The following is a 23286-nucleotide window of genomic DNA, read 5'->3' as shown; positions in this document are numbered from 1 at the left end:
GCCTATGACAAACCTAGTGAAAATAGACTTTGGCGATATTGATCCGGAACATGGAGCACCCAAGCCAGACCGCATTATTGCCGGAGACCCGCAATTCCGGACTTGGAACTGTGACGAATCTGATGGCGGCATCTATGCCGGAATCTGGGAAGCAACGCCCGGTAAATGGCGCATTGCTTATGATGAATGGGAGTATTGCCACATCCTTTCGGGCCGCTCGATTATTACCGAGGATGGTGGGGGCGAGCATCATATCCAGGCCGGTGACAGTTTCGTGTTGCGCCCGGGTTTTCGCGGAACATGGGAAGTGATCGAAACCACAAGAAAAGAATATGTGATAAGACTTTGACGAATGATGACATGTTCGTTAGCCTTGCAGAAGGTCAGTAAAAACAGAGTCTTATCATGAAAATCATTATTGTTGGGGCTGGTATTGGTGGCCTGTCTTCAGCTTGGTCGTTGACGAAGGCGGGGCATTCCGTCACGCTTATCGAACAGGGAGCCATTCCCAATCCACTGGCAGCTTCAGGCGATCATCACCGTATCATAAGACGCGCCTACGGTGCTGCGGGCGGATATGCCAATGCTATCTCCGAAGCTTATGAGGCATGGGGGGAGCTTTGGGCGGACATTGGGGCTGTTCATCTGGATTCGCGTGGTTTTATCGCTGTATCGCGCGAGGCTGGAGACGAAGCGGACGAATATAGGGAAGGCCTCGAGAATGGTGGCTATCCCCTTGAAATTTATGATTCTATTGAAGCCCTAAAGCGCTATCCATACCTTGAAGAAGGAAGCTTTCGATATGCGTTCTTCTCGCCGGAAGGTGGTGCTTTGCATTGTAAGAAAATTGCGACCGATATGCTGCGCTGGCTGCGCGAAAATGGTGCAGAAGTCCTTGAAAATACCCAAGTTATTGCCGTCGATACTGAAAATGGTTCGGTTACCATTGCTGATGGCACAAAGTTGACGGCGGACAAGGTCGTCGTGACTGCCGGCGCTTGGGTTACAAAGCTTTTTCCGGACATCACTAAAGATTTGACAACCTATCGCACTGCCGTTGTTTATCTCGATCCACCGGCAGATTTGAAGGCCGCATGGGATGCGTCACCTGTGGTTCTTGATGTGGGTGGGCGTACAGACGGCTATATTCTCCCGCCTAGCGGTGGCGGTGGTTTGAAGTTTGGTTCCGGCCTCCACAAGCGCAAAACACCCAGTGCCGATCTTGATCGCGTCCCGGTCGAGGGGGAAGGTGAAACCATCCGCGATCTTTTCGCTCCACCTTTAAAGCGCATCAACGAATATCGCGTCACGAATGTTGTGACTTGCGCTTATACTTTCACCTCCGATGAACGTTTTTTTGCGACAGAAATGGGTAAATGCATCATCGTTTCGGCCTGTTCGGGCCATGGGTATAAATTTGGCGCTGCCGTTGGCCGCCGTGTCGCACAAACCGTCGAAAACGGTGATGTTCCGCTATTAAAGCGTTGGCTGAGGGCAGAGACTTATTAATCTCGGGCCATTCACCTTCATATTGAACCGGCATCCTGACGCGAACATCTTGCGGAAACGGGTGCCAACACCCTATGTAACGAATCCTTGTTCCACGAATCTGAGGCGCTTCCAGCCTCATATTCTCTTAAAAGCTGAGGCCCACCGATGAGAGATCCAATCGAAACAGCTATGAATCTTGTTCCAATGGTCGTCGAGCAGACCAATCGGGGCGAGCGGGCCTATGATATATTTTCGCGCCTGCTGAAAGAACGCATTATTTTCATTACCGGACCAATCGAAGATGGAATGGCGACGCTGATCTGCGCGCAGTTGCTGTTCCTTGAGTCGGAAAATCCGAAAAAAGAAATTAACCTGTACATCAACTCGCCTGGCGGTGTGGTAACATCGGGCATGGCGATTTACGATACGATGCAGTTCATTCGTCCTGCCGTATCAACCCTTTGTTTCGGTCAGGCCGCATCGATGGGTTCGCTGCTGCTGACTGCTGGCGAAAAGGATATGCGTTTCGTCCTCCCAAATGCCCGCATCATGCTTCATCAGCCATCGGGCGGCTTCCAGGGGCAGGCTTCCGATATTGAGCGTCACGCGCAGGATATCATCAAGATGAAGCGCCGCCTCAACGAGATTTATGTTAAACATACAGGCCAGGATTACGAGACAATCGAGCGTACTCTGGACCGTGATCACTTTATGACGGCACAGGAATCACTTGATTTCGGATTGGTCGACAAGATGTTTGAATCGCGTGCTGCGGTCGAAGGCGACGCAAAGTAACCGGCTAAATTGCCCGCATGGGTCGAAAATGAACTTTTTTTGACCCATGTGGGGACTTTCTGCCACATAAGCGGCTTGCATAGAGACGAGCAGACGCTACGTTAAGTTATTGGTGAGTTTGCAGAGCTTATTCTACCAATAATTGATCGAATCACTTCCAACTAACGGAAGTGGCGGCCCCCGCAAGAGGAGGGGCCGATACTGAAAGGAAACTGCAATGAGCAAAGTCAGCAACGGCGGCGGCGATTCAAAGAATACGCTTTATTGCTCGTTTTGCGGGAAGAGCCAGCACGAAGTTCGCAAGTTGATTGCGGGCCCGACTGTTTTCATCTGTGATGAATGCGTCGAATTGTGCATGGACATCATCCGCGAGGAAAACAAATCCTCGATGGTGAAATCTCGTGAAGGCGTCCCGACGCCGCAGGAAATCATGGCTGTTCTGGATGATTATGTCATTGGCCAGAACCATGCCAAGCGTGTTCTATCTGTCGCGGTCCATAACCACTACAAGCGGTTGGCCCACGCATCGAAAAACAATGAAGTCGAATTGGCGAAGTCCAACATTCTTTTGGTTGGTCCAACTGGTTGCGGCAAAACCTATCTGGCGCAATCGCTCGCCCGCATCATTGATGTGCCGTTTACGATGGCAGACGCGACGACGCTGACAGAAGCCGGCTATGTCGGTGAAGATGTTGAGAACATTATCCTGAAGCTGCTTCAGTCCGCCGACTACAATGTCGAACGGGCGCAGCGCGGTATTGTTTACATCGATGAAGTCGACAAGATCAGCCGCAAGTCGGACAATCCTTCGATCACGCGCGACGTATCGGGTGAGGGTGTTCAACAAGCTTTGTTGAAGATCATGGAAGGCACTGTCGCTTCCGTGCCGCCGCAGGGTGGTCGCAAACATCCCCAGCAGGAGTTCCTGCAGGTGGATACGACGAACATCCTCTTCATCTGTGGTGGTGCATTTGCCGGGCTCGACAAGATCATTTCCGCTCGTGGTGAAAAGACGTCGATTGGCTTCAGCGCGGCAGTCAAGGCACCGGATGATCGCCGTGTTGGCGCAATCTTCCGCGAACTTGAGCCGGAAGATCTGCTGAAATTTGGTCTTATCCCCGAATTTGTTGGTCGTCTGCCTGTTATCGCAACGTTGGAGGATCTCGACGAGGTCGCTCTGGTGCAGATTTTGTCCGAACCAAAGAACGCCTTGGTAAAGCAATATCAGCGTCTGTTCGACATGGAGAATGTCGAGCTGACCTTCCATGAGGATGCATTGAAGGCAATTGCAAAGCGCGCGATCGCCCGCAAGACCGGTGCTCGCGGCTTGCGCTCGATCATGGAGAAAATCCTGCTTGATACGATGTACGAACTGCCGACGTTGGATGGCGTTCAGGAAGTCGTCATCTCGGGCGATGTGGTAGAGGGCAATTCACGTCCGCTCTATATCTATGCTGAACGCAAGGAAGAAAAAGGCAATGTTTCCGCGTAATCCTTCGGAAATAGCGCAAAATAACGAGGAGCTCCGCGTTGTGCGGAGCTTTTCTGTTTTCAAAGCTGTGTACGGCGTCGCAAAAGATTGCGCTCCACCCATCCGGAGCGCAGGATAGATTACGATTCTGTGAAGACGCTTGGAGCCCGGTGACTTGAAACAGGAGGGTTGCCACTCCAAGTAATAGGTAAGCCGCATAACTGGTAGTACGCCGCTCTAGCATGGCTCCGGGATTGGAGTTTTCTCCCATCCATTTTCGGGAATTCATGCAACCAAAAGGGTGCCCGGACGCGGTGATCTGACCGAATGGTCTGAGAAAGGACATTGAAATGACGGTTGCAAGCAAGAAGACTCCGGCGGGTGGCGAGAACGGGCTTTATGCCGTTTTGCCGTTGCGCGATATCGTTGTCTTCCCTCACATGATCGTCCCGCTCTTCGTTGGACGCGAAAAGTCAATTCGCGCCCTTGAAGAAGTGATGGGCGTCGACAAGCAGATACTGCTTGCCACACAAAAAAACGCGGCGGATGACGATCCCCAAGCCGACGCAATCTACACGGTGGGCACAATCGCTAACGTCTTGCAATTGCTGAAATTGCCAGACGGAACGGTGAAAGTACTTGTCGAAGGCATTGCGCGCGCTGAAATTACGAGTTTCAACGATCGTACCGACTATCACGAAGCCAATGCAACAACGCTGGCTGAACCGGAGGAAGATCCGGTTGAGGTCGAGGCGCTTGCCCGTTCGGTGGTGTCGGATTTTGAGAATTACGTAAAGCTCAATAAGAAGATTTCGCCTGAAGTTGTTGGTGCTGCGGGTCAGATCGAGGACTATTCGAAGCTGGCGGATACCGTTGCATCGCATCTGGCAATCAAGATTCCTGAGAAGCAGGATATGTTGTCCATTCTGTCCGTGCGTGCACGGCTGGAAAAGGCGATGTCGTTCATGGAATCCGAAATTTCGGTTCTTCAGGTGGAAAAGCGTATCCGCTCGCGCGTTAAGCGCCAAATGGAAAAGACCCAGCGCGAATACTATCTGAACGAGCAGATGAAGGCCATTCAGAAGGAACTCGGTGACGGCGAAGATGGCCGTGACGAGGCCGCTGAACTGGAAGATCGCATCAAAAAGACGAAGCTTTCGAAGGAGGCCCGTGAAAAGGCCAATGCCGAGCTCAAGAAGCTGCGTCAGATGAGCCCGATGTCCGCTGAGGCGACGGTTGTTCGCAACTATCTCGACTGGTTGCTGTCCATTCCGTGGGGCAAAAAGTCGAAGGTCAAGAACGATCTCAACCTTGCCGATGAAGTGCTGGATGCCGAACATTATGGTTTGGATAAGGTCAAGGACCGAATTGTCGAGTATTTGGCGGTGCAGGCACGTTCGACCAAGATCAAGGGCCCTATCCTCTGCCTCGTTGGTCCTCCCGGCGTCGGCAAGACGTCACTGGCTCGTTCGATCGCCAAGGCAACTGGACGCGAATATGTCCGTATGTCACTGGGCGGCGTGCGTGACGAGGCCGAAATCCGCGGCCATCGCCGCACTTATATCGGCTCTATGCCCGGCAAGGTCATTCAGTCGATGAAGAAGGCGAAGAAGTCAAACCCGCTGTTCTTGCTCGACGAAATCGACAAGATGGGGCAGGATTTCCGCGGCGATCCGTCTTCCGCATTGCTCGAGGTGCTCGATCCGGAACAGAACTCAACCTTCATGGATCACTATCTTGAGGTCGAATATGATCTCTCGAACGTGATGTTTGTGACGACCGCCAATACGTTGAACATTCCGGGTCCTTTGATGGATCGTATGGAAATCATTCGTATTGCCGGCTACACCGAAGATGAGAAGCTGGAAATCGCCAAACGGCACCTGTTGCCCAAGGCAATTCGGGATCATGCGTTGCAGCCTAAGGAGTTCTCGGTCTCTGAGGATGCTATCCGCGCCATTATCCGCAGCTATACGCGGGAAGCGGGCGTGCGTAGTCTTGAGCGCGAGTTGATGAAGCTTGCTCGTAAGGCGGTTACGGAAATTCTGAAGTCCAAGAAGAAATCGGTGAAGGTGACGGCAGCCAACATTGATGATTATCTTGGTGTCGAGAAGTTCCGCTTCGGCCAGATCGACGGTGAAGATCAGGTTGGTGTCGTTACCGGGCTTGCCTGGACTGAGGTGGGCGGCGAATTGCTGACCATTGAAGGTGTCATGATGCCCGGCAAGGGCCGCATGACCGTTACAGGTAATCTTCGTGATGTGATGAAGGAATCAATTTCGGCGGCGGCATCCTATGTCCGTTCGCGCGCCATTGATTTCGGAGTTGAGCCACCATTATTCGATCGCCGCGATATCCACGTGCATGTGCCGGAAGGTGCTACGCCTAAGGATGGACCATCGGCCGGTATTGCGATGGTGACTGCCATTGTGTCGATATTGACCGGTATTCCGGTTCGCAAAGATATCGCTATGACTGGTGAGATTACCTTGCGGGGCAGGGTGCTGCCTATCGGTGGGCTGAAAGAGAAACTGTTGGCTGCTCTGCGTGGTGGTATCAAGACGGTTCTGATTCCGGAGGAGAATGCCAAGGATCTGGCAGAGATTCCGGATAATGTGAAGAATGGCCTTGAGATCATACCTGTCTCACATGCCAATGAAGTTCTCAAACACGCCTTGATTCGCCAGCCGGAACCTATCGAGTGGACTGAACCCGCTCATGTTCCAACTCCGGCTGTCGAAGATGACGCCGCTGCGCAGATCGCCCATTAGCATCTGACACGTTCAAAGATGGCCGGGTAAGCGATTACCCGGCCATTTTGATTCCATAGCCCCTCTCTAAGCTTGACGCTTGCTGACGGTCTTGCTTCGCATTCCGTTAAAGATGGTCATAGGGTGATATGATTCTGGTGATCGCAACACAAAATACCCGACCAGCGCTACAGGGGTGCGCATCGCCGGTTAAAGAGCACTGTCCGGTAGATGATTGCTTCAAGAAGGCAGAATACTGCCAGAACACACATGCGATCAGGCCGCTAGGCCGTGTGCAACATTTCTTATCTTGGAAAGGAATGGTGGGCGATGAGAGACTCGAACTCCCGACATCTTCGGTGTAAACGAAGCGCTCTACCAACTGAGCTAATCGCCCCTCACAGGGTGTGTTCCGGAGCGTTTAGGCGTTTCGAACGACATTGGCAAGAGGGGATGTAGCACTTTTATGAATTGTTTGAAGAGTTTTTCACAATCGCATTTTTCATGGCTACTTGCGCTTGACACTCTCCCGCGAACCCCTTAAACGACCGCTCACGCCGGACAAATTGTTCGGTACGAAAGTGCGCGGGTGTAGCTCAGTTGGTTAGAGTGCCGGCCTGTCACGCCGGAGGTCGCGGGTTCGAGCCCCGTCACTCGCGCCACTTTTCCCTTAGACAAATCAAATATTGTTTGACTACTGGAAAAGTGGCGGGCCCCGCCGCATTCGATACTTCCCGGACTTCTAAAACACCAATTTGAAAAATGGCTGATCGCGTGGCCGGCGTCGATTCCCGCTCGTGCTCAATATATTTTAGCTGGGTCGCAAGCAGTCTTGCTTTAGAAGCTCCTCAAGCCAATCCGCAAAAACCTTTAATCGCCGCGAGAGGTGTTGGCGATGGGGATAGAGCAAGGTCATGGGCATGGGAGCTGCTCGATATTCGGGTAAAACTTCGACAAGATCACCAGCATTAATATGGGCACGGACATCATAGGCTGGAATCTGAATGAGTCCGAGGCTTGCTAAACAACAGGCTATGTAGGCCTCAGCGCTGTTTACGGTGACGCGGCTGGGCATTTGCAAAGCAAATTGCTCGCCATTTTCAGTCCATTCCCACTCCGTCGTACGCCCGGAGGACGGAGATGCGTAATTTACGGCCCAGTGAGAATGTAGTTCGGCTGGAGAATCAGGAATGCCAAACCGCTTCAGGTATTCCGGGGTTGCAACATTTATCAGCGGCAATGCGCCGATGGTCCGGCCTATCAAGCTTGAGTCTGAAAGGGGTCCAACGCGGAGCACACAATCGATATTATCTTCTACAAGATTGACCGCGCGATCCGTAACACCGAGATCAATGTGGATTTGTGGATATCGATCAAGAAAGTCCGGAAGTGCAGGCGCGATAATCAATCGCCCGATCCGACCTGGCACATCGATTCTGAGCTTTCCCGACGGCTGAGCTGCTGTTTGCTTGAAAAGGTTTTCGGCGTCTTCTACGTCGGAAATGAGCCTTTGACAGCGATCATAGAAAACAGTGCCGTCCTGAGTAGGGGATACCTTGCGCGTGGTCCTATGGAGGAGGCGGGCGCCGACTCGTCCCTCAAGTTCTGCGATCGCCGCTGAAACCGAAGATCGCGGAACGCCGAGCGTGTCAGCCGCGCGTGTGAAGCTTGAGCACTCTACGACCCGAGAGAAGATGCGGAAGAGGTCAATACGATCCAAATTGCTGTCGCCCCATTGTGCGGAAATTCTGACAGGTGATGTCCAATTCTCCAGCTTTATCCAGAAAACCTAGCCTATATTCTGGTTACCTGAAAGCGCCCGCATGATGTGAGCGCACCAAAAGGAGCCGACACATGCCTGATCACGGGATCAAAGGAAAAACTATCATCATCGCAGGTGGCGCAAAGAACCTCGGTGGGTTGATCGCTCGCGATCTGGCTGCACATGGAGCCAAATCAATCGCTGTGCACTATAACAGCTTGGCGACGAAGACAGATGCGGAGGCAACCTTGGCTGCAATCAAGGCTGCGGGTTCGACAGGGGTGGCGTTTCAAGCCGACTTGACGACTGCAGGCGCCATGGAAAAGCTTTTCGATGATGTGGTCAATGCGATAGGGCGTCCAGATATTGCTATTAACACCGTGGGCAAGGTGTTGAAGAAGCCTATCGCAGAGATTTCAGAATCTGAATATGACGAGATGAGCGCAGTTAATGCCAAGACCGCTTTTTTCTTCCTCAAGGAAGCAGGCAAAAATCTCAACGATAACGGAAAGATTTGTACGCTTGTCACTTCGCTGCTGGGAGCGTTTACGCCATTTTACGCAGCCTATGCGGGGACTAAGGCGCCCGTGGAGCAATTCACGCGGGCAGCCTCGAAGGAATTTGGTGAGCGAGGCATTTCGGTGACGGCGATTGGTCCAGGCCCAATGGACACGCCGTTTTTCTATCCCGCTGAAGGTGAAGATGCTGTCGCTTATCACAAAACGGCTGCTGCGCTCTCAAAGTTCTCCAAGACAGGACTCACCGACATTGAAGATATCGTGCCCTATATCCGCTTCATGGTGTCGGAGGGCTGGTGGATGACCGGACAGACTATTCTCGTAAATGGCGGCTATACGACGAAATAAAGCCCGCTTGGTTTCGGCGTATGCAGGCCGACCTGATTATTCCTCCGGAATCCGATGGATGCCGGAGGATTTGCCAAGCGCAACCATTTCAGCAGCGAATTTTAATTATATTTAATCATGCGCAGTAAAGGCCGATTAAGCAATAAAATCAGATAGTTTTTGGTAACCATCTCCATTAATGCGTGCTCAATTCCTGTCACCCTATGTTCACGACGGTTCAACGAAACCAATTATATTTTAAAACAGGACAGGCACATGACAACTCTCATCACACGTTTCCTCAAGGACGAATCCGGCGCGACTGCAATTGAATACGGTCTTATTGCAGCTCTAATCTCCGTCGCCATCATCGGCGCAGCAACAACATTGGGTGGCAATATTTCAAAAACCTTTGGTTTTGTTAGCGACGAATTGGGTAAGGCACCGGTAAAAGCCCCATAATAATCTGAAGGCCTGAAGTTCGCCTTTTACCAAAATGTTCTAAGTTAGAGCCAGACCACCTCCGGGTGGTCTGGCTTTTAAGTTTTTTGATAGACCGCCATCCCCCGTTTCGTGATGAGATGAACGAGCGTCTCATCACAATGATCTCTCGACCGTGGTTCCGTTTAGGTGTATAGCGCACGCCCATTGCAGCTATTTTTAACCGGACCCAAAAATATGGAAGAATTTCATAAAGTTCGCCGCCTCCCGCCTTATGTTTTCGAGCAGGTTAATCGCCTGAAGGCCAGTGCGCGAGCGGCGGGTGCGGACATTGTTGATCTTGGTATGGGCAATCCCGATCTTCCAACTCCTCAGAGTGTTGTAGATAAATTGTGCGAGGCTGTTCAGGATCCGCGCACGCATCGATATTCGTCATCAAAGGGTATTCCAGGTTTGCGCCGCGCACAGGCCGCCTATTATGAGCGCCGTTTCGGAGTAAAGCTTAATCCGGACACGCAGATCGTAGCGACCCTCGGCTCGAAGGAAGGTTTCGCAAATATGGCGCAAGCCATTACTGCGCCCGGTGATGTCGTTCTTTGCCCAGATCCCACTTATCCAATCCATGCATTCGGTTTCATCATGTCCGGCGGTGTTATTCGCTCGATTCCTGCAATGCCGGACGATCATTTCATCCCGGCTTTGGAACGCGGTATCCGCCATTCCATTCCAAAGCCGCTGGCATTGATCCTGAACTATCCGTCCAATCCTACGGCTCACGTTGCTTCGCTTGATTTCTACAAGGACGTGGTAGCTTTTGCCCGGAAGAACGAAATCATCATTCTTTCGGATTTGGCATATTCGGAAATTTACTTTGACGATGCGCCACCGCCATCCGTACTGCAGATTCCAGGCGCTATTGATGTCGCCGTTGAATTTACTTCGATGTCGAAGACATTTTCCATGCCCGGTTGGCGTATGGGATTCGCGGTTGGTAATGAGCGGCTGATTTCAGCGCTGACGCGGGTCAAATCATATCTCGATTATGGTGCTTTCACCCCTATTCAGGTCGCAGCCGCCGCTGCGCTGAACGGTGATGGCTCAGATATTGCTGAGGTTCGCGCCATCTACAAACATCGCCGCGATGTTCTGGTGGAAAGTTTCGGCCGCGCTGGTTGGCCCATACCAGCTCCTGCAGCGACAATGTTTGCTTGGGCACCAATACCGGAGAAGTTCCGCAGTCTTGGTTCGTTGGAGTTTTCCAAACTTCTGATTGAGCATGCGGATGTCGCCGTCGCGCCTGGTATCGGCTTTGGCGAACACGGGGATGATTACATCCGCATCGCGCTGGTGGAGAACGAGCATCGTATTCGTCAGGCTGCCCGTAATCTGAAGCGTTTCCTCAGCACCGCTGACGAAAAACTACATAATGTTATTCCGCTGAATGCGCGCCGTTAAGTTGGCGTAGACCGAAGCGGAATCAGCGGCGCTGTCTGGCGCCGCTTTAATGAAAATCCAAGGAAGTGAACGATGAGTGAAGCACTGCGCGTAGGAATCGCCGGATTGGGTACCGTTGGTGCCTCGGTTCTGAAAATTTTGCAGGACAAGGGTGAAATGCTCACCCGTCAGTGCGGGAAGCAGATTATCGTCACGGCAGTGTCAGCGCGTGATGCCAAGCGTGATCGTGGTGTGGATTTCTCAGCGGCGACCTGGTTCGATGATCCGGTTGAGCTGGCCAAATCGAATGAGATTGATGTTTTTATCGAGTTGATCGGCGGCGACGAGGGGCCGGCTCGGGCAGCTGTTGAAGCAGCCCTTAAATCGGGACGGCACGTCGTCACTGCAAACAAAGCGCTATTAGCAAAGCATGGTGTCTATCTCGCCAAGATCGCTGAAGAAAAAGGCGTGCTGTTAAACTTTGAAGCTGCCGTAGCAGGCGGTATCCCAGTCATTAAAGCGCTTCGCGAATCATTGACGGGCAATACGGTTTCGCGCGTTTACGGCATCATGAACGGCACCTGCAACTATATCCTTACAAGGATGTGGGACGAGGGTATCTCTTTTGAGGACTGTCTCGCCGATGCACAACGCCTTGGCTATGCGGAAGCTGATCCGACATTCGACATCGAAGGAAATGACACAGCACACAAGCTCGCAATCCTGACGAGCCTCGCGTTTGGAACGCAGATTGCAGCAGATGACATTTATCTGGAAGGTATCAGCAATATATCATTGGCAGATATCAAGGCTGCCGACGAACTTGGTTATCGCATCAAGTTGCTTGGCGTTGCGTTGAAGACTGAAAGCGGCATTGAACAGCGTGTGCATCCCACGATGGTGCCGGTTGAATCGGTTATCGCACAGGTCCACGGCGTTACCAACGCCGTCGCTATCGAAACAGATCTCCTGGGTGAACTGTTGCTATCCGGCCCTGGGGCTGGTGGAGCGGCAACGGCATCTGCGGTTATCGGCGATTTAGCTGATATCGCGAAAAGCCGACCTGGTTTTCAGCATGGCCCTGTTTTTGGCACACCTGCGAAAGCGCTAGCACCCTATAAGCGTGCTAAAATGCGTGCCCATGAGGGGGGGTATTTTATCCGCCTGACTGTCCATGACCGGGCAGGTGTGTTCGCTGCGATCGCAAAACGCATGGCAGATAATGATATTTCGCTTGAATCGATTGTGCAGCGGCAAAGTGCCAATAGCCAGGCAGAGGCGACCAAGACAGTCATTCTGGTAACGCACGAAACGACGGAAGCCGCGGTTAAAAAAGCTCTCGAAGGAATCGTCAAGGATGGTCACGCAACCGATAAACCCCAGATGATTCGTATTGAAAGAGCGGGTTAAAAACCGGCATAGTGCGTTTAATCGATTAGCTTTTTCGGCAAGTGGCTTTTCTTCGGCTCAAGCCCTTGCCGCGTGGTTGCGACTTTGACAAAAGATTTGCATAGCGATGCTACTAAAGCCGCATTGCTGATCTTGAAATGCGGCCATATCCACAAAAGCAGGAAAAACTATGCCGAAAACTTCCGACCAGACTGATGTAGGCCTCGATCGTATTTTGACCCTTGAGCTGGTTCGTGTAACCGAGCGTGCAGCCGTTGCCGCCGCTCGCCTGCGCGGGCGCGGTGATGAAATGGCAGCCGATCAGGCTGCTGTAGATGCAATGCGTCAGGAATTGAATCGCCTGCCCATCGCGGGAACTGTTGTTATCGGCGAAGGCGAGCGCGATGAAGCACCAATGCTGTACATTGGTGAGGAAGTTGGAACACGCAGTGGGCCTGAGGTTGATATTGCGCTCGATCCACTGGAAGGCACGACTATCTGCGCCAAGAACTTGCCAAATTCCCTGGCAGTTATCGCGATCGCCGAAAAAGGCAACCTGCTCTATGCACCGGATGTGTACATGGAGAAGATTGCCGTTGGACCGGGTTATCCAGCCGGAATCATCAATCTCGATGCGCCTGCCATTGAGAATATTATGGCAGTTGCCAAAGCGAAGGGCGTGCCCGTCAGTGAGATAACAGCCTGCATTATGGACCGTCCACGCCATGCACGTTTGATTGAGGAAGTCCGCGCCACGGGCGCTTCCATCCGTTTGATCGGCGATGGTGATGTCGCCGGCGTTATCCATACAACTGACCCCGACGAAACTGGCATTGATATTTATATTGGCATTGGTGGCGCGCCTGAAGGCGTTCTGGCCGCTGCGGCGCTTCGCTGCATTGGCGGGCAGATGCAAGGGCGGCTCCAACTCAACAGCGATGACAAAATCGCCCGGGCAGCCAAAATGGGCATCAGCGACCCCAAGAAAATCTATACGATGGAAGAAATGGCCAAAGGTGACGTGCTTTTTGCCGCAACCGGCGTGACCGATGGCAATATGCTTTCCGGCGTCAAGTTCGCCCGCGACTATATTCAGACCCACACGGTGGTGATGCGCTCACATTCTCAGACAGTTCGCGAAATCAAAGCGAAGCATCAGGATATGAGCAAGTTCCAATAATAGAATGAACTTTCGGGGCATTGCATTCCGGGCCGCCGAGTGATTGAACGCTCAGATGACATCTGAACGGCTTTTTCTCGGCGTTGGACAATCGGCAACCGGTCTGAAGTGGGTCGATCGACTCGGCCAGCGCGAGGCAAATATTGCGCTGGCCATGGCGCAAAATCATGGCTTCCCCGATATCGTCACTCGCGTCCTAGCTGGGAGGGGCGTTGGTTTGGATGACGCGGCGGCTTTTATGGAGCCGACTCTGAAAAGTTTGATGCCAGACCCGACGTCGTTGACGGATATGGCACCGGCAGCAGCGCGCATCGCCAAAGCTATTATTGCTCGTGAGACAGTTGCTATTTTCGGCGATTATGACGTTGATGGCGCTTGTTCTTCAGCCATTCTATCGCGCTTTCTCGCCCATTATGGCATCGCAAATCAAATCTACATTCCAGACAGGATATTTGAGGGCTATGGCCCAAACCCCGCTGCTATGCAGGAATTGGCAAAACAAGCCTCGCTGATAGTCACAGTTGATTGCGGAACAAATAGTGCCGCCGCAATTGATGCGGCCAAAGTCGCTGGTACCGACGTTGTCGTTCTGGATCACCATCAAGTGGGTGGTAATCTGCCCGAGGCCGCACTCGCTATCGTTAATCCCAACCGTGAGGACGATTTGTCCGGCCAGGGACATCTCTGCGCTGCAGGCGTAGTTTTTCTGACGTTGGTGCAAACCTCGCGAATCCTGCGGGAGCAGGGGGTGAAACTTAACACCAATCCACCAGATCTGCTGTCTTTACTCGATCTCGTTGCTTTGGCCACGATCTGCGACGTTGTCCCATTAAAAGAATTGAACCGTGCTTTTGTGGTGAAGGGGCTTCTTGTCGCGCGCACCCAGCAGAATGTCGGACTTGCGGCATTGGCGCGCGTCTCGCGGATTGGAGAGCCGCTTAATGCGTTTCACTTCGCTTATCTGATCGGTCCGCGAATCAATGCCGGTGGGCGGATCGGCGATGCGGGTCTCGGCGCGCGGCTTTTAACGCTCGACGACCCGGATGAAGCCATGCGCATTGCGCAGGAGCTTGATCGGCTTAATCAAGAGCGTCAGGCGATGGAAACGATCATGCTTGAACAGGCGGAAGCCGAGGCTATGGCCGAGCTTTCCTCCTCATCTGGTCCGGCTATTCTCATTACAGCCAATGACGACTGGCATCCCGGTATCGTCGGGTTGATCGCCGCGCGATTAAAGGAGCGAGCACGTCGGCCTGCTTTTGCCATCGCGTTCAATGCAAACGGAACCGGCAGCGGCTCCGGGAGGTCTATTAACGGCTTTGATTTGGGGAAGCTTGTCAGAGGCGCGGTAGAGCAGGGCCTGTTGGTTAAGGGTGGCGGCCATGCAATGGCTGCCGGAATTACCGTTGAACGTGGGAAAATGGGTGCTTTGCGCGCATTTTTCGAAGAGCAATCCGCAGAGATGGTGGGACAATTGCGTGGAAATGCCTCACTGGCAATTGACGGAGCTTTGAGCGCTGCAGGTGCGACCGTTCCCCTTTACGAAACGATGGAAAAAGCTGGTCCGTTTGGGTCGGGTCATCCTCAACCGGTTCTTGTCCTTCCCCACCACAGGCTGATTGACGCTCGGTCAGTCGGCATCAACCACATCAAGGTGACGCTTGCTGGTGCAGACGGTAAGCGTATCAATGCAATTGCCTTTCGTGCGGTGGGAAGTGACCTCGGCGACTTCCTTTTCAGGCAATTAGGTCAATCTGTGCATGTCGCAGGCAATCTGGCTCTTAATCATTGGAACGGCTCAACGACGACACAATTTCGCATTCTTGATGCGGCAAAGGCTGTCTGAGTCAATATTGTGCTTGCATTTGCAGGGTAGCTATGTTCTGTTTTTGTTCTCATGTGGGAACATTGAAAATGCGCAAGCCGACACATGCTGAGAAGCTTTATCTGGATTTTGACAGCTTTTTTGCCAGCGCTGAACAACAGTTGAATTCTGCGCTGCGGGACAGGCCCGTCGCCGTAGTGCCGCTAGACTCCCCGCACACAAGTGTTATTGCTGCTAGTCGCCAAGCCAAACCCTATGGCATCAAGACGGGTACATCGGTGCGGGAAGCACGCGAGAAATGCCCAGATATCGTGTTTGTGTCAGCGAGACCGGATGTCTATGTAAAGCTGCATAACCGCATTCTGGAAACAATCGAAAGATGTGTTCCAATTGCTGCGGTGCGTTCAATTGATGAGGTCGCCTGCCATTTGCTGGAGTCCGAGGCACGCCAAGCGCAAGCTCTTGCAGTGAGAATAAAACGCGTGCTGCGCGATGAAATTGGGCCAGTTCTTACCTGCTCGATAGGCATCTCTCTCAACGAGCTTTTGGCAAAGATTGCAGCGGAGATGGACAAGCCGGATGGATTTGTCTTGCTTGATCACGAAGACCTGCCAGGCAGGCTGTTTGATCTGGAGTTGCGCGACCTGCCTGGTATTTCCAAGGGTATGGAGGCGAGGTTGGACCAAGCCGGGATCATTGACATCAAAGGTTTGTGGAGCCTTGCCCCCAAGCACGCTCGGGCTATCTGGAACAGCGTTGAAGGTGAGCGGTTTGTTTCAGCGCTGCACGGTTATGCGATTGAAAAGCCGGAGACCGTAAAACGCATGTTCGGACATGGTCGCAACTTGCCTGCCGATTGGAGGGCGCCTGAAAAGGTACTGCAATGCGCACGGCTGCTGACGTTGAGCGCTGCGCGGCGTTTGCGTCGTTCCCATTATCGAGCGGCAGCAATGAGCTATACGGTTGGCGTCAGACGCGATAACCGCGTGACGCTGGAGGGACAATTTCGACCCGCGCGTGATGATCGCAGTTTTTTGGATTGCCTTAACAATCTGCACCAAAAAATGGTTGAGGCAGGGGAAATGCGAAATATAAGCTCGGTCACTGTCGTTCTTCACGACCTTTCGGCCGAACAAGAAGGCACTCACGATTTGTTCGATACGGGCGAGAGCGTGAAACAACGGGCTCAGTGGGAAAGCGTTTCTGATTTGATAGACAAGATTCGTGTCCGCCACGGGTCGAAAGCACTCAGCCTGGGATCCACTCAGGGCCCCGGTGATTATATAGGTTCTAAAATTGCATTCGGGCGTATTCCTGAACCCGAAGATTTTTAGCTGCCCCAAGGTGAAGTGGGGCAGCTAAAAAATTAGTAAGCTGCGGTAAAACGTTGCTGCTTGTGCTTTGGACTATGAACTTCATCGACAATCGCAACTGCAAGATCGCTTGCGCTGATTGCACTTTTACCTTCAGCGTCAAAAACCGGGTTTTCCTTACCCAGGCGGTATTGTCCGGTGCGAGGACCAGGTGCGAGATGGAACGGGGGTGAAACGAAGCTCCAGTCAAGTTCGGTTTCAGTGCGAAGATCATTCAGTGCCTGACGTGCGCCCAGTGCACCTTCCTTGTACTCCGCGGGAAAATGTTCACCGTCTACGAATTGTGTGCCGTCCTCAGCATACAGGCTTCCTGCGCCGCCAATAACGATCAGACGTTTTATGCCTGCCGATTTGGTCGCTTCGGTAATTGATTTGCTTGCTTTGATGTGGACAGCCTGAATGTTTGGATCTGTCCAGCCTGGATTATAAGCAGAAACCACGATGTCATGCCCTTTGAGCTTCTCCGATAAAGCTGCTGTATCCAAGGCATCCGCCTGGATGGCGGTCACGCCATCCAATTTTTCAACCTTTGCGGGATTACGCACCAAAGCAGTAACGCTGTCTCCGCGAGAAATAGCCTCTTTCAAAATTTCCTGGCCGACAAAACCGGTGGCACCGATCAATGCAATTTTCATCATATGCTCCTTGATGCAGGTACGCATCGTTTTCTGGTTACTAACAATAACTATCTATGCTAGATGCGTGGGTCTGAAAAGAACGCACTTTTTCCGTTTTAAGGCACACCTAGGTAACCGCCCGGGTGATATCCAAATTTGGTGATGAAGCTATGACGATACACGCAAATACCAGTCGAAACGTCCCCTTGCTCGAATCAATGCCCGCTATGAAGGCGGAAGAGGGTGGTTTGTGCCCCATGCGTGAGGTGCTTGATCTTGTCGGTGATTCCTGGAGTCTTTTGACGATCATCAATCTGCAGTCCGGACCACGGCGCTTCAATGTATTGCGACGTATGATCCAAGGCATTTCGCAACGTATGCTGACCGTGACCCTGCGTTCGCTGGAACGCGACGGACTTGTGTTGCGCACCGTAAAGCCGACATCTCCTCCGGAAGTCACTTACGCACTCACGGATATTGGACATTCAATAGCGGTGCCAGTGGGAGCCTTGGGTGAATGGGCGGTGACCAATCGCGATCACCTGCGAAAGGCGCGCGCTGAGTTTGATGCGGCAAAGTCAGAATAACGGAACCCTCCCAAGTGCATTGCGTTTCTCCACCTCAAGGAATGTTTAAAGGGAGAACGAAAATGCCGGCAAAATCCCAGGCTCAACAGAAAGCAGCAGGTGCAGCGCTTTCAGCAAAACGAGGCGACACCAAGAAGAGCGAGCTCAAAGGCGCATCAAAGGGCATGTATGAGTCCATGAGCGAGAAACAGCTCGAGGAGTTCGCTGAAACTGATCGCAAGGATCTGCCCAAGAAGAAAACCAAGCATTGATCCCTGCGAGCGCGCATTACTGGCAGATGCGCGCCTCGCAGCTCTTTCCGTGGCACCCTTGATCAAGATGCAGGTTACCCTGATGTGCGGCGTCCCCGTCCGGGCCTATAACCGTCATGAATCGCTGGCAGCTAAGCTTGTGCAGGGATGACCAGAACGCCTGCTCTTCCGGTTTGCCTTTCCAGCCTGATCCGAGTTCTGTCGTTTTTCCGTTCTTGAACTTGAACGAGATAATGTCCAACGCATTGGCAAAGGCATGCTCTGAAACGCGTCCCTTATGACCATTATTGACCTTTCGGCACTGATAGTCGGAACCGGTCGCAATGCTTTCTATCTCGGCACCGAAGTTTTTCTGTGCCTCTTTTTGAATTTCGACAACCCAATTGGCCAACGATCCAGCCATTGCGCAATTCGTTATGATTGGCGCGGCAAATTTCACGGGATTGTCTTTGCCAATCGCCGTCACCTTCAATGGCGAACGCTCGCCGCAAGCCCCCTCCGAAAGGGGAGGTATCAATTCGCCTTGGATATCGCCATTCATAATTGCGGGGCACGCATTTTGGTAAATCCGATCCGGTGAAGTTGCGGCGTCATTTGTTTCAGTGGCTTCGTCAGGCTTCTTGTTGTCTTCTGTCTGATCCGGTTTAGGACCTTGTTGCTCCGCCTTGGGCGCAATAATTGGCTTTTCATCAGGTTTTGCTGCAGGTTCAGCTTCCATCGCAGGTTTTTGGCCAGGTACGGGCGTTTCAGCCTTTTGCTCCGGCGCGACGGTTGCTCGCGGATTATCCAGCGGAAGTGGGGGAATAATAGGCAAGGCAGGCTTCGCGATTCTGGTTTGGTGGTTGCGCCGGGATCGCGCATCCGCATCGCTGGTGAAACTCACCAATGTCAGGCTTGAAACAGATGCTGCAAGAGATAAAAGGATGAATAGATGAAAACGCGTTGGACGCGAGAATAGGGTCATTATCGGCTCTACTCCTGTTTGAGCGTCTACCCTAACGTGCGAAAACCAATATCGGTTTCAATTTATATGAGCCGCTGAAACATCGTCTGCGCTTGACATGTTAAGACCTTGGCACTAGAAGCCACAACAGCGCAGGGCCTAACAGCTCTGCGTTTCATTTGACGTGTCCCGTGGGTGATCTCGCAAAGCGTGCGTGGGTCGCTCTGTCAGTCTTCGAAAACGGAAGGCAGAGGAGGGCGCGTTTCCTTGAACCGGGATATTAGCCTTGGTTTGGTTTTGTTGAAAGGAAATGCGATGAGCAAGCGCGAATCGTCCAAGTATAAAATTGACCGCCGTCTTGGCGAAAACATCTGGGGCCGCCCGAAGTCCCCTGTAAATCGCCGTGAATATGGCCCAGGCCAGCACGGTCAGCGCCGCAAGAGCAAGCTGTCCGACTTCGGTGTTCAGCTGCGCGCAAAGCAGAAGCTCAAAGGCTTCTACGGCGACATTTCGGAAAAGCAGTTCCGCAAGACCTATGAAGAAGCATCACGTCGCAAGGGCGATACTGGTGAGCAGCTCATTGGTCTGCTTGAGTCGCGTCTGGATGCGATTGTGTACCGCGCAAAGTTCGTTCCAACGATCTTCGCAGCGCGTCAGTTCGTCAACCACGGCCACGTAAATGTTAATGGCCGTCGCACCAACATCCAGTCCTACATCTGCAAGGCTGGTGATGTGATTGAAGTTCGTGAAAAGTCAAAGCAGCTTGTGATTGTTTTGGAAGCCGTTCAGCTCGCTGAGCGTGATGTTCCAGAATACATCGAAGTTGATCACACCAAGATGGTTGCCAAGTACAATCGCGTTCCGGCCTTCTCCGATGTGCCATATGCTGTACAGATGGAACCAAATCTGGTCGTCGAATTCTATTCGCGTTAATCGGGTTTTGAAGTTTTTGAAGAAGCCGCCTGGAGCAATCCTGGCGGCTTTTTTGTGCCAGAATCATAGAGGATGCGGGAATGACTGACCTAAAATCCATTGTTGATAGTGTTTATCACGATCTTTCAGACAGGATCGGGGAAGGCAAGCTTGCTGATTATATTCCCGAGTTGGCGACAGTGGACCCAAGGCAGTTTGGCATAGCTTTGGTCACGACCGATGGAAAACTCTACTCTGCCGGCGATGCGGCTACAGCCTTTTCGATCCAGAGTATCTCAAAGGTTTTCACGCTCACTTTGGCGCTCGGCAAGATTGGCGATGGGCTGTGGAAAAGAGTTGGCCGTGAGCCATCAGGCAATTCGTTTAATTCCATTGTGCAGCTTGAGCAAGAAAAGGGAAAGCCGCGTAATCCCTTCATCAATGCTGGCGCAATTGCGGTGGCAGATGTAGTTTTGGCGGGGCATGTGCCTAAAGAAGCCATCGGCGAGATCGTGCAATTTATTCGTCAGTTGGCCGACGATGATACAATAGCGATTGATCACAATGTCGCGCGTTCGGAGACAAATACCGGGTATCGCAATGTTGCGCTCGCAAATTTTATGAGATCGTTCGGCAATCTCAATCACCCCGCCGAGCACGTGCTCGGCGTTTATTTCCATCACTGCGCGGTGGCGATGTCTTGCCACCAACTTGCCCATGCCGGACTCTATCTTGCGTCGGCTGGTCGCAATCCTTTGAGTGGTGGAAGTGTGGTTTCCCCCAGCCGCGCACGCCGGATCAATGCTCTGATGCTCATGTGTGGTCATTATGATGGTTCTGGCGATTTTGCTTATCGCGTAGGTCTTCCCGGCAAGAGCGGCGTTGGTGGAGGAATTCTGGCCATTGCACCCGGTAAGGCTTCGATAGCAGTATGGTCTCCGGGGTTGAACGAAAACGGCAATTCGCAGTTGGGTTCGGCAGCGCTAGAACTTTTGGCACAACGGACCGGCTGGTCGGTATTCGGACAATAACAAGGTCTGCATCGCCTGCATTTATGGGCAATGAAGGTGAAATGAGGTGTTCCCATGACTGTTCATGATCTGGATATTGCCCAAGATTCCGGCTGCCATCCTATGTTTCTGAATGCGCCGCCCGGAGTTGAGTTCAACAAATTGCGCAAGCGTCTGCTGCGCATTACACGACAGGCACTTGAAGATTTTGCCATGATCAATCCGGGCGAACGTTGGCTTGTTGGGCTTTCGGGCGGTAAGGATTCCTATGGGCTTCTAGCACTGTTGCTTGATTTGAAGTGGCGCGGACTGCTGCCGGTCGAGCTTGTTGCTTGCAATCTGGATCAGGGCCAGCCCAATTTTCCGAAACATATTTTGCCGGATTTTCTGACACGAAACGGAATTCAACATCGTATTGAATATAAAGACACCTATTCAATCGTCACAGAAAAGGTTGCCGAAAACCAGACCTATTGCTCGCTGTGTTCACGGTTGCGGCGTGGCCATCTTTATCGGGTAGCGCGGGAGGAAGGTTGTTCGGCATTGGTTCTCGGGCATCATCGGGAAGACATTCTCGAAACGTTTTTAATGAATCTCTTCCACGGTGGCAGGCTCGCGGCAATGCCTCCGAAATTATTGAATGATGATGGTGATCTGATGCTGCTTCGGCCTTTAAGCTATTGTGCTGAGGACGATCTGGAAAAATTTGCACAGGCGATGCAATTTCCCATCATACCTTGCGACCTGTGCGGAAGTCAGGACGGACTTCAGCGAAACATGATGAAGGCAATGCTTTCCGACATTGAAAAACGCATGCCAGGGCGCAAGGAGATTATGATTCGCGCCCTTGCCAACACACGTCCAAGCCATCTGCTGGACCGCAAGATTTTCGATTTTACAGGACTGTCACCGAAGGCAAACCCCGGCGAATGAACATGCCCGGGTTTGCTAAGACCTTAAACGGGTTGATTGTGTGGCTTGAATAATTTGCCCCGCTCGGCAATGAGAACAAACACCAGCCCGATTAATGAAAGCACGAAGAAGCCTGCTACCAGCGGCGTTGTCGTGCCATCAAAAGCCTGTCCAATCAATGCGCCAATTGCGCCGCCACCGGCTGTTCCCATAAAGCCAAGGACCGATGAGGCTGTGCCCGCTACATGCCCCAGCGGTTCCATGGCAAGCGAATTGAAGTTGGAACCGATCCAGCCGAACTGGAACATGGCCACAGCGAAAAACAGGAAATAGATCACAAACGGCGTTGGGTGTGGTCCAAATAATGTAACCAGCAGCCAGAAGCCGTTGACCGTCAGAAAGGCCAGGAGCGCCCCGTGAGAGAGGCGGCGCATGCCAAAACGACCGACGAAACGCGAATTGACGAATGACGAGAATGCCATAGTTACAGCGACACCCGCAAACGCTACCGGAAACCATACGCCGAGCTCATAAATGCCGACGTAAATTTGCTGGGCAGAATTGATGAAGCCGAAAAGAGCGCCGAAAATGAATGCGCTCGCTAGTGTATAGCAAAGAGCCACACGGTTCGTTAGAACGATGATGAAGCCCCGGCTGACCGATCGCAATGTAAACGGCCGCACGTCGGCTGGATCAAGTGTTTCTGGGAGACGGATATAGAACCAGCACATCACGGCAGCTGCGATAATTGCCATGAAAATGAAGATGAGATGCCAGTTTCCAAACAGCATGACTGCTTGCCCCGTGCCCGGGGCGATGACTGGAACGACCATAAATACCATCATGATGAGAGACATGACCTCTGCCATCATCCGGCCGCCATATACGTCACGAACGATCGAAATCGTGATGACGCGTGTGGCTGCCGATCCGATGCCTTGAAGCAAGCGAAAAAATAGCAAGGAGGCGAAACTCGGCACAAATACGCATGCTAGCGCGGACAGAATGTAAATCACCAAACCAACGAACATAGGTTTGCGGCGACCAAAACGATCAGAAATTGGACCATAGAATAATTGCGAAACCGCGAAGCCCATGAGATAGGCTGAAATTACATATTGACGATGATTTTCGCTGGCAACGCCAAGGCTGGCACCGATTTCCTGCAATCCTGGCAGCATAATATCAATTGCAAGGGCATTAAGCGCCATGAGCGCTGCCATCATTGCGATAAACTCAATCTTGGTCATTGCGCCAAGTTTGGGAGTTAATCCTGTCGAGGGGGTTTTCATTTTCGA

Annotated in this window: 21 protein-coding genes and 2 tRNA genes; 18 read left to right on the top strand and 5 right to left on the bottom strand. The window is 52.3% G+C overall.

All coding sequences use genetic code 11. The annotated features are described in order from the left end of the window. Positions 1–4 precede the first annotated feature (4 nt). The 5 genes from ACTJI9_RS04900 (at position 5) to lon (ending at position 6528) form a co-directional block, all read left to right on the top strand. Positions 5–349, top strand: coding sequence for a cupin domain-containing protein (locus tag ACTJI9_RS04900; RefSeq protein ID WP_440806399.1), 345 nt, complete (start codon positions 5–7; stop codon positions 347–349). Positions 350–405: 56 nt separating this feature from the next. Then, complete coding sequence (locus ACTJI9_RS04895) at positions 406–1509, top strand: NAD(P)/FAD-dependent oxidoreductase (RefSeq protein WP_440806396.1); 1104 nt, start codon at positions 406–408, stop codon at positions 1507–1509. A gap of 147 nt (positions 1510–1656) precedes the next feature. Beyond that, positions 1657–2286 carry an ATP-dependent Clp protease proteolytic subunit gene (locus ACTJI9_RS04890; protein WP_115051684.1) on the top strand — a complete coding sequence of 210 codons (630 nt, stop codon included), beginning with the start codon at positions 1657–1659 and terminating at the stop codon, positions 2284–2286. Positions 2287–2503: 217 nt separating this feature from the next. Next, a complete protein-coding gene (gene clpX, locus ACTJI9_RS04885) occupies positions 2504–3778 on the top strand; it encodes an ATP-dependent Clp protease ATP-binding subunit ClpX (protein WP_008120789.1) in 1275 nt (424 codons plus the stop codon). Between the two features lie 329 nt (positions 3779–4107). Further along, positions 4108–6528 carry an endopeptidase La gene (gene lon, locus ACTJI9_RS04880; RefSeq protein ID WP_115051683.1) on the top strand — a complete coding sequence of 807 codons (2421 nt, stop codon included), beginning with the start codon at positions 4108–4110 and terminating at the stop codon, positions 6526–6528. A 300-nt stretch (positions 6529–6828) separates the two neighbouring features. On the opposite strand, the gene ACTJI9_RS04875 is transcribed toward lon, so the two are convergent. Then, positions 6829–6904 (bottom strand) — tRNA-Val (locus ACTJI9_RS04875). A 188-nt stretch (positions 6905–7092) separates the two neighbouring features. Between ACTJI9_RS04875 and ACTJI9_RS04870 the strand changes: the two genes are divergently transcribed. Beyond that, a tRNA-Asp gene (locus ACTJI9_RS04870) sits at positions 7093–7169 on the top strand. A 149-nt stretch (positions 7170–7318) separates the two neighbouring features. On the opposite strand, the gene ACTJI9_RS04865 is transcribed toward ACTJI9_RS04870, so the two are convergent. Continuing rightward, on the bottom strand, positions 7319–8227 hold the full coding sequence (locus ACTJI9_RS04865) for a LysR family transcriptional regulator (protein ID WP_307284302.1): 909 nt from the start codon (positions 8225–8227) through the stop codon (positions 7319–7321). Positions 8228–8361: 134 nt separating this feature from the next. Between ACTJI9_RS04865 and ACTJI9_RS04860 the strand changes: the two genes are divergently transcribed. The 7 genes from ACTJI9_RS04860 to ACTJI9_RS04830 all read left to right on the top strand — a co-directional run bounded on the left by ACTJI9_RS04860 (position 8362) and on the right by ACTJI9_RS04830 (position 16717). Next, the gene (locus ACTJI9_RS04860) at positions 8362–9135 is read left to right on the top strand and encodes an SDR family oxidoreductase (RefSeq protein WP_115051681.1); all 774 of its coding nucleotides are present in this window, start codon (positions 8362–8364) and stop codon (positions 9133–9135) included. 255 nt (positions 9136–9390) lie between these two features. Next, positions 9391–9576 (top strand): Flp family type IVb pilin, encoded by a 186-nt coding sequence (locus ACTJI9_RS04855; RefSeq protein WP_115051680.1) that lies wholly within the window; start codon positions 9391–9393, stop codon positions 9574–9576. Between the two features lie 216 nt (positions 9577–9792). Continuing rightward, positions 9793–11010, top strand: a complete 1218-nt coding sequence (locus ACTJI9_RS04850) for an LL-diaminopimelate aminotransferase (RefSeq protein ID WP_115051679.1) — start codon at positions 9793–9795, stop codon at positions 11008–11010. A gap of 72 nt (positions 11011–11082) precedes the next feature. Next, on the top strand, positions 11083–12399 hold the full coding sequence (locus tag ACTJI9_RS04845) for a homoserine dehydrogenase (RefSeq protein WP_336441865.1): 1317 nt from the start codon (positions 11083–11085) through the stop codon (positions 12397–12399). A gap of 169 nt (positions 12400–12568) precedes the next feature. Beyond that, positions 12569–13558, top strand: a complete 990-nt coding sequence (gene glpX / locus ACTJI9_RS04840) for a class II fructose-bisphosphatase (protein ID WP_115051677.1) — start codon at positions 12569–12571, stop codon at positions 13556–13558. A gap of 55 nt (positions 13559–13613) precedes the next feature. After that, positions 13614–15404, top strand: coding sequence for a single-stranded-DNA-specific exonuclease RecJ (recJ, locus tag ACTJI9_RS04835; RefSeq protein WP_440806386.1), 1791 nt, complete (start codon positions 13614–13616; stop codon positions 15402–15404). A 68-nt stretch (positions 15405–15472) separates the two neighbouring features. Continuing rightward, positions 15473–16717: a Y-family DNA polymerase gene (locus ACTJI9_RS04830; protein ID WP_337353857.1), complete on the top strand. Its 1245-nt coding sequence runs from the start codon at positions 15473–15475 to the stop codon at positions 16715–16717. A 32-nt stretch (positions 16718–16749) separates the two neighbouring features. On the opposite strand, the gene ACTJI9_RS04825 is transcribed toward ACTJI9_RS04830, so the two are convergent. Continuing rightward, positions 16750–17394, bottom strand: a complete 645-nt coding sequence (locus ACTJI9_RS04825; protein ID WP_440806383.1) for an NAD(P)-dependent oxidoreductase — start codon at positions 17392–17394, stop codon at positions 16750–16752. 149 nt (positions 17395–17543) lie between these two features. Between ACTJI9_RS04825 and ACTJI9_RS04820 the strand changes: the two genes are divergently transcribed. After that, positions 17544–17960 (top strand): winged helix-turn-helix transcriptional regulator, encoded by a 417-nt coding sequence (locus ACTJI9_RS04820; protein ID WP_115051673.1) that lies wholly within the window; start codon positions 17544–17546, stop codon positions 17958–17960. A gap of 62 nt (positions 17961–18022) precedes the next feature. After that, positions 18023–18211, top strand: coding sequence for a DUF3008 family protein (locus ACTJI9_RS04815; protein WP_115051672.1), 189 nt, complete (start codon positions 18023–18025; stop codon positions 18209–18211). A 16-nt stretch (positions 18212–18227) separates the two neighbouring features. On the opposite strand, the gene ACTJI9_RS04810 is transcribed toward ACTJI9_RS04815, so the two are convergent. Next, positions 18228–19175 carry an extensin family protein gene (locus tag ACTJI9_RS04810; RefSeq protein WP_440806378.1) on the bottom strand — a complete coding sequence of 316 codons (948 nt, stop codon included), beginning with the start codon at positions 19173–19175 and terminating at the stop codon, positions 18228–18230. Between the two features lie 294 nt (positions 19176–19469). Between ACTJI9_RS04810 and rpsD the strand changes: the two genes are divergently transcribed. The 3 genes from rpsD to ttcA all read left to right on the top strand — a co-directional run bounded on the left by rpsD (position 19470) and on the right by ttcA (position 22009). Next, positions 19470–20087, top strand: a complete 618-nt coding sequence (gene rpsD, locus ACTJI9_RS04805; protein ID WP_008120815.1) for a 30S ribosomal protein S4 — start codon at positions 19470–19472, stop codon at positions 20085–20087. A gap of 80 nt (positions 20088–20167) precedes the next feature. Next, positions 20168–21097: a glutaminase gene (locus ACTJI9_RS04800; protein ID WP_115051670.1), complete on the top strand. Its 930-nt coding sequence runs from the start codon at positions 20168–20170 to the stop codon at positions 21095–21097. A gap of 54 nt (positions 21098–21151) precedes the next feature. Further along, on the top strand, positions 21152–22009 hold the full coding sequence (gene ttcA, locus ACTJI9_RS04795; RefSeq protein WP_440806376.1) for a tRNA 2-thiocytidine(32) synthetase TtcA: 858 nt from the start codon (positions 21152–21154) through the stop codon (positions 22007–22009). Positions 22010–22032: 23 nt separating this feature from the next. Here ttcA and ACTJI9_RS04790 read toward each other — a convergent pair whose 3' ends face one another. Then, entirely contained in the window at positions 22033–23238 is a 1206-nt protein-coding gene (locus ACTJI9_RS04790) for a multidrug effflux MFS transporter (protein ID WP_440806922.1), read from the bottom strand. Positions 23239–23286: the final 48 nt, after the last annotated feature.

Source organism: Phyllobacterium sp. 22552 (assembly GCF_052044585.1).
In the GTDB taxonomy this organism is placed as follows: Bacteria; Pseudomonadota; Alphaproteobacteria; order Rhizobiales; family Rhizobiaceae; genus Phyllobacterium; species Phyllobacterium ifriqiyense.
This window is presented reverse-complemented; position numbering and strand designations above follow the sequence as displayed.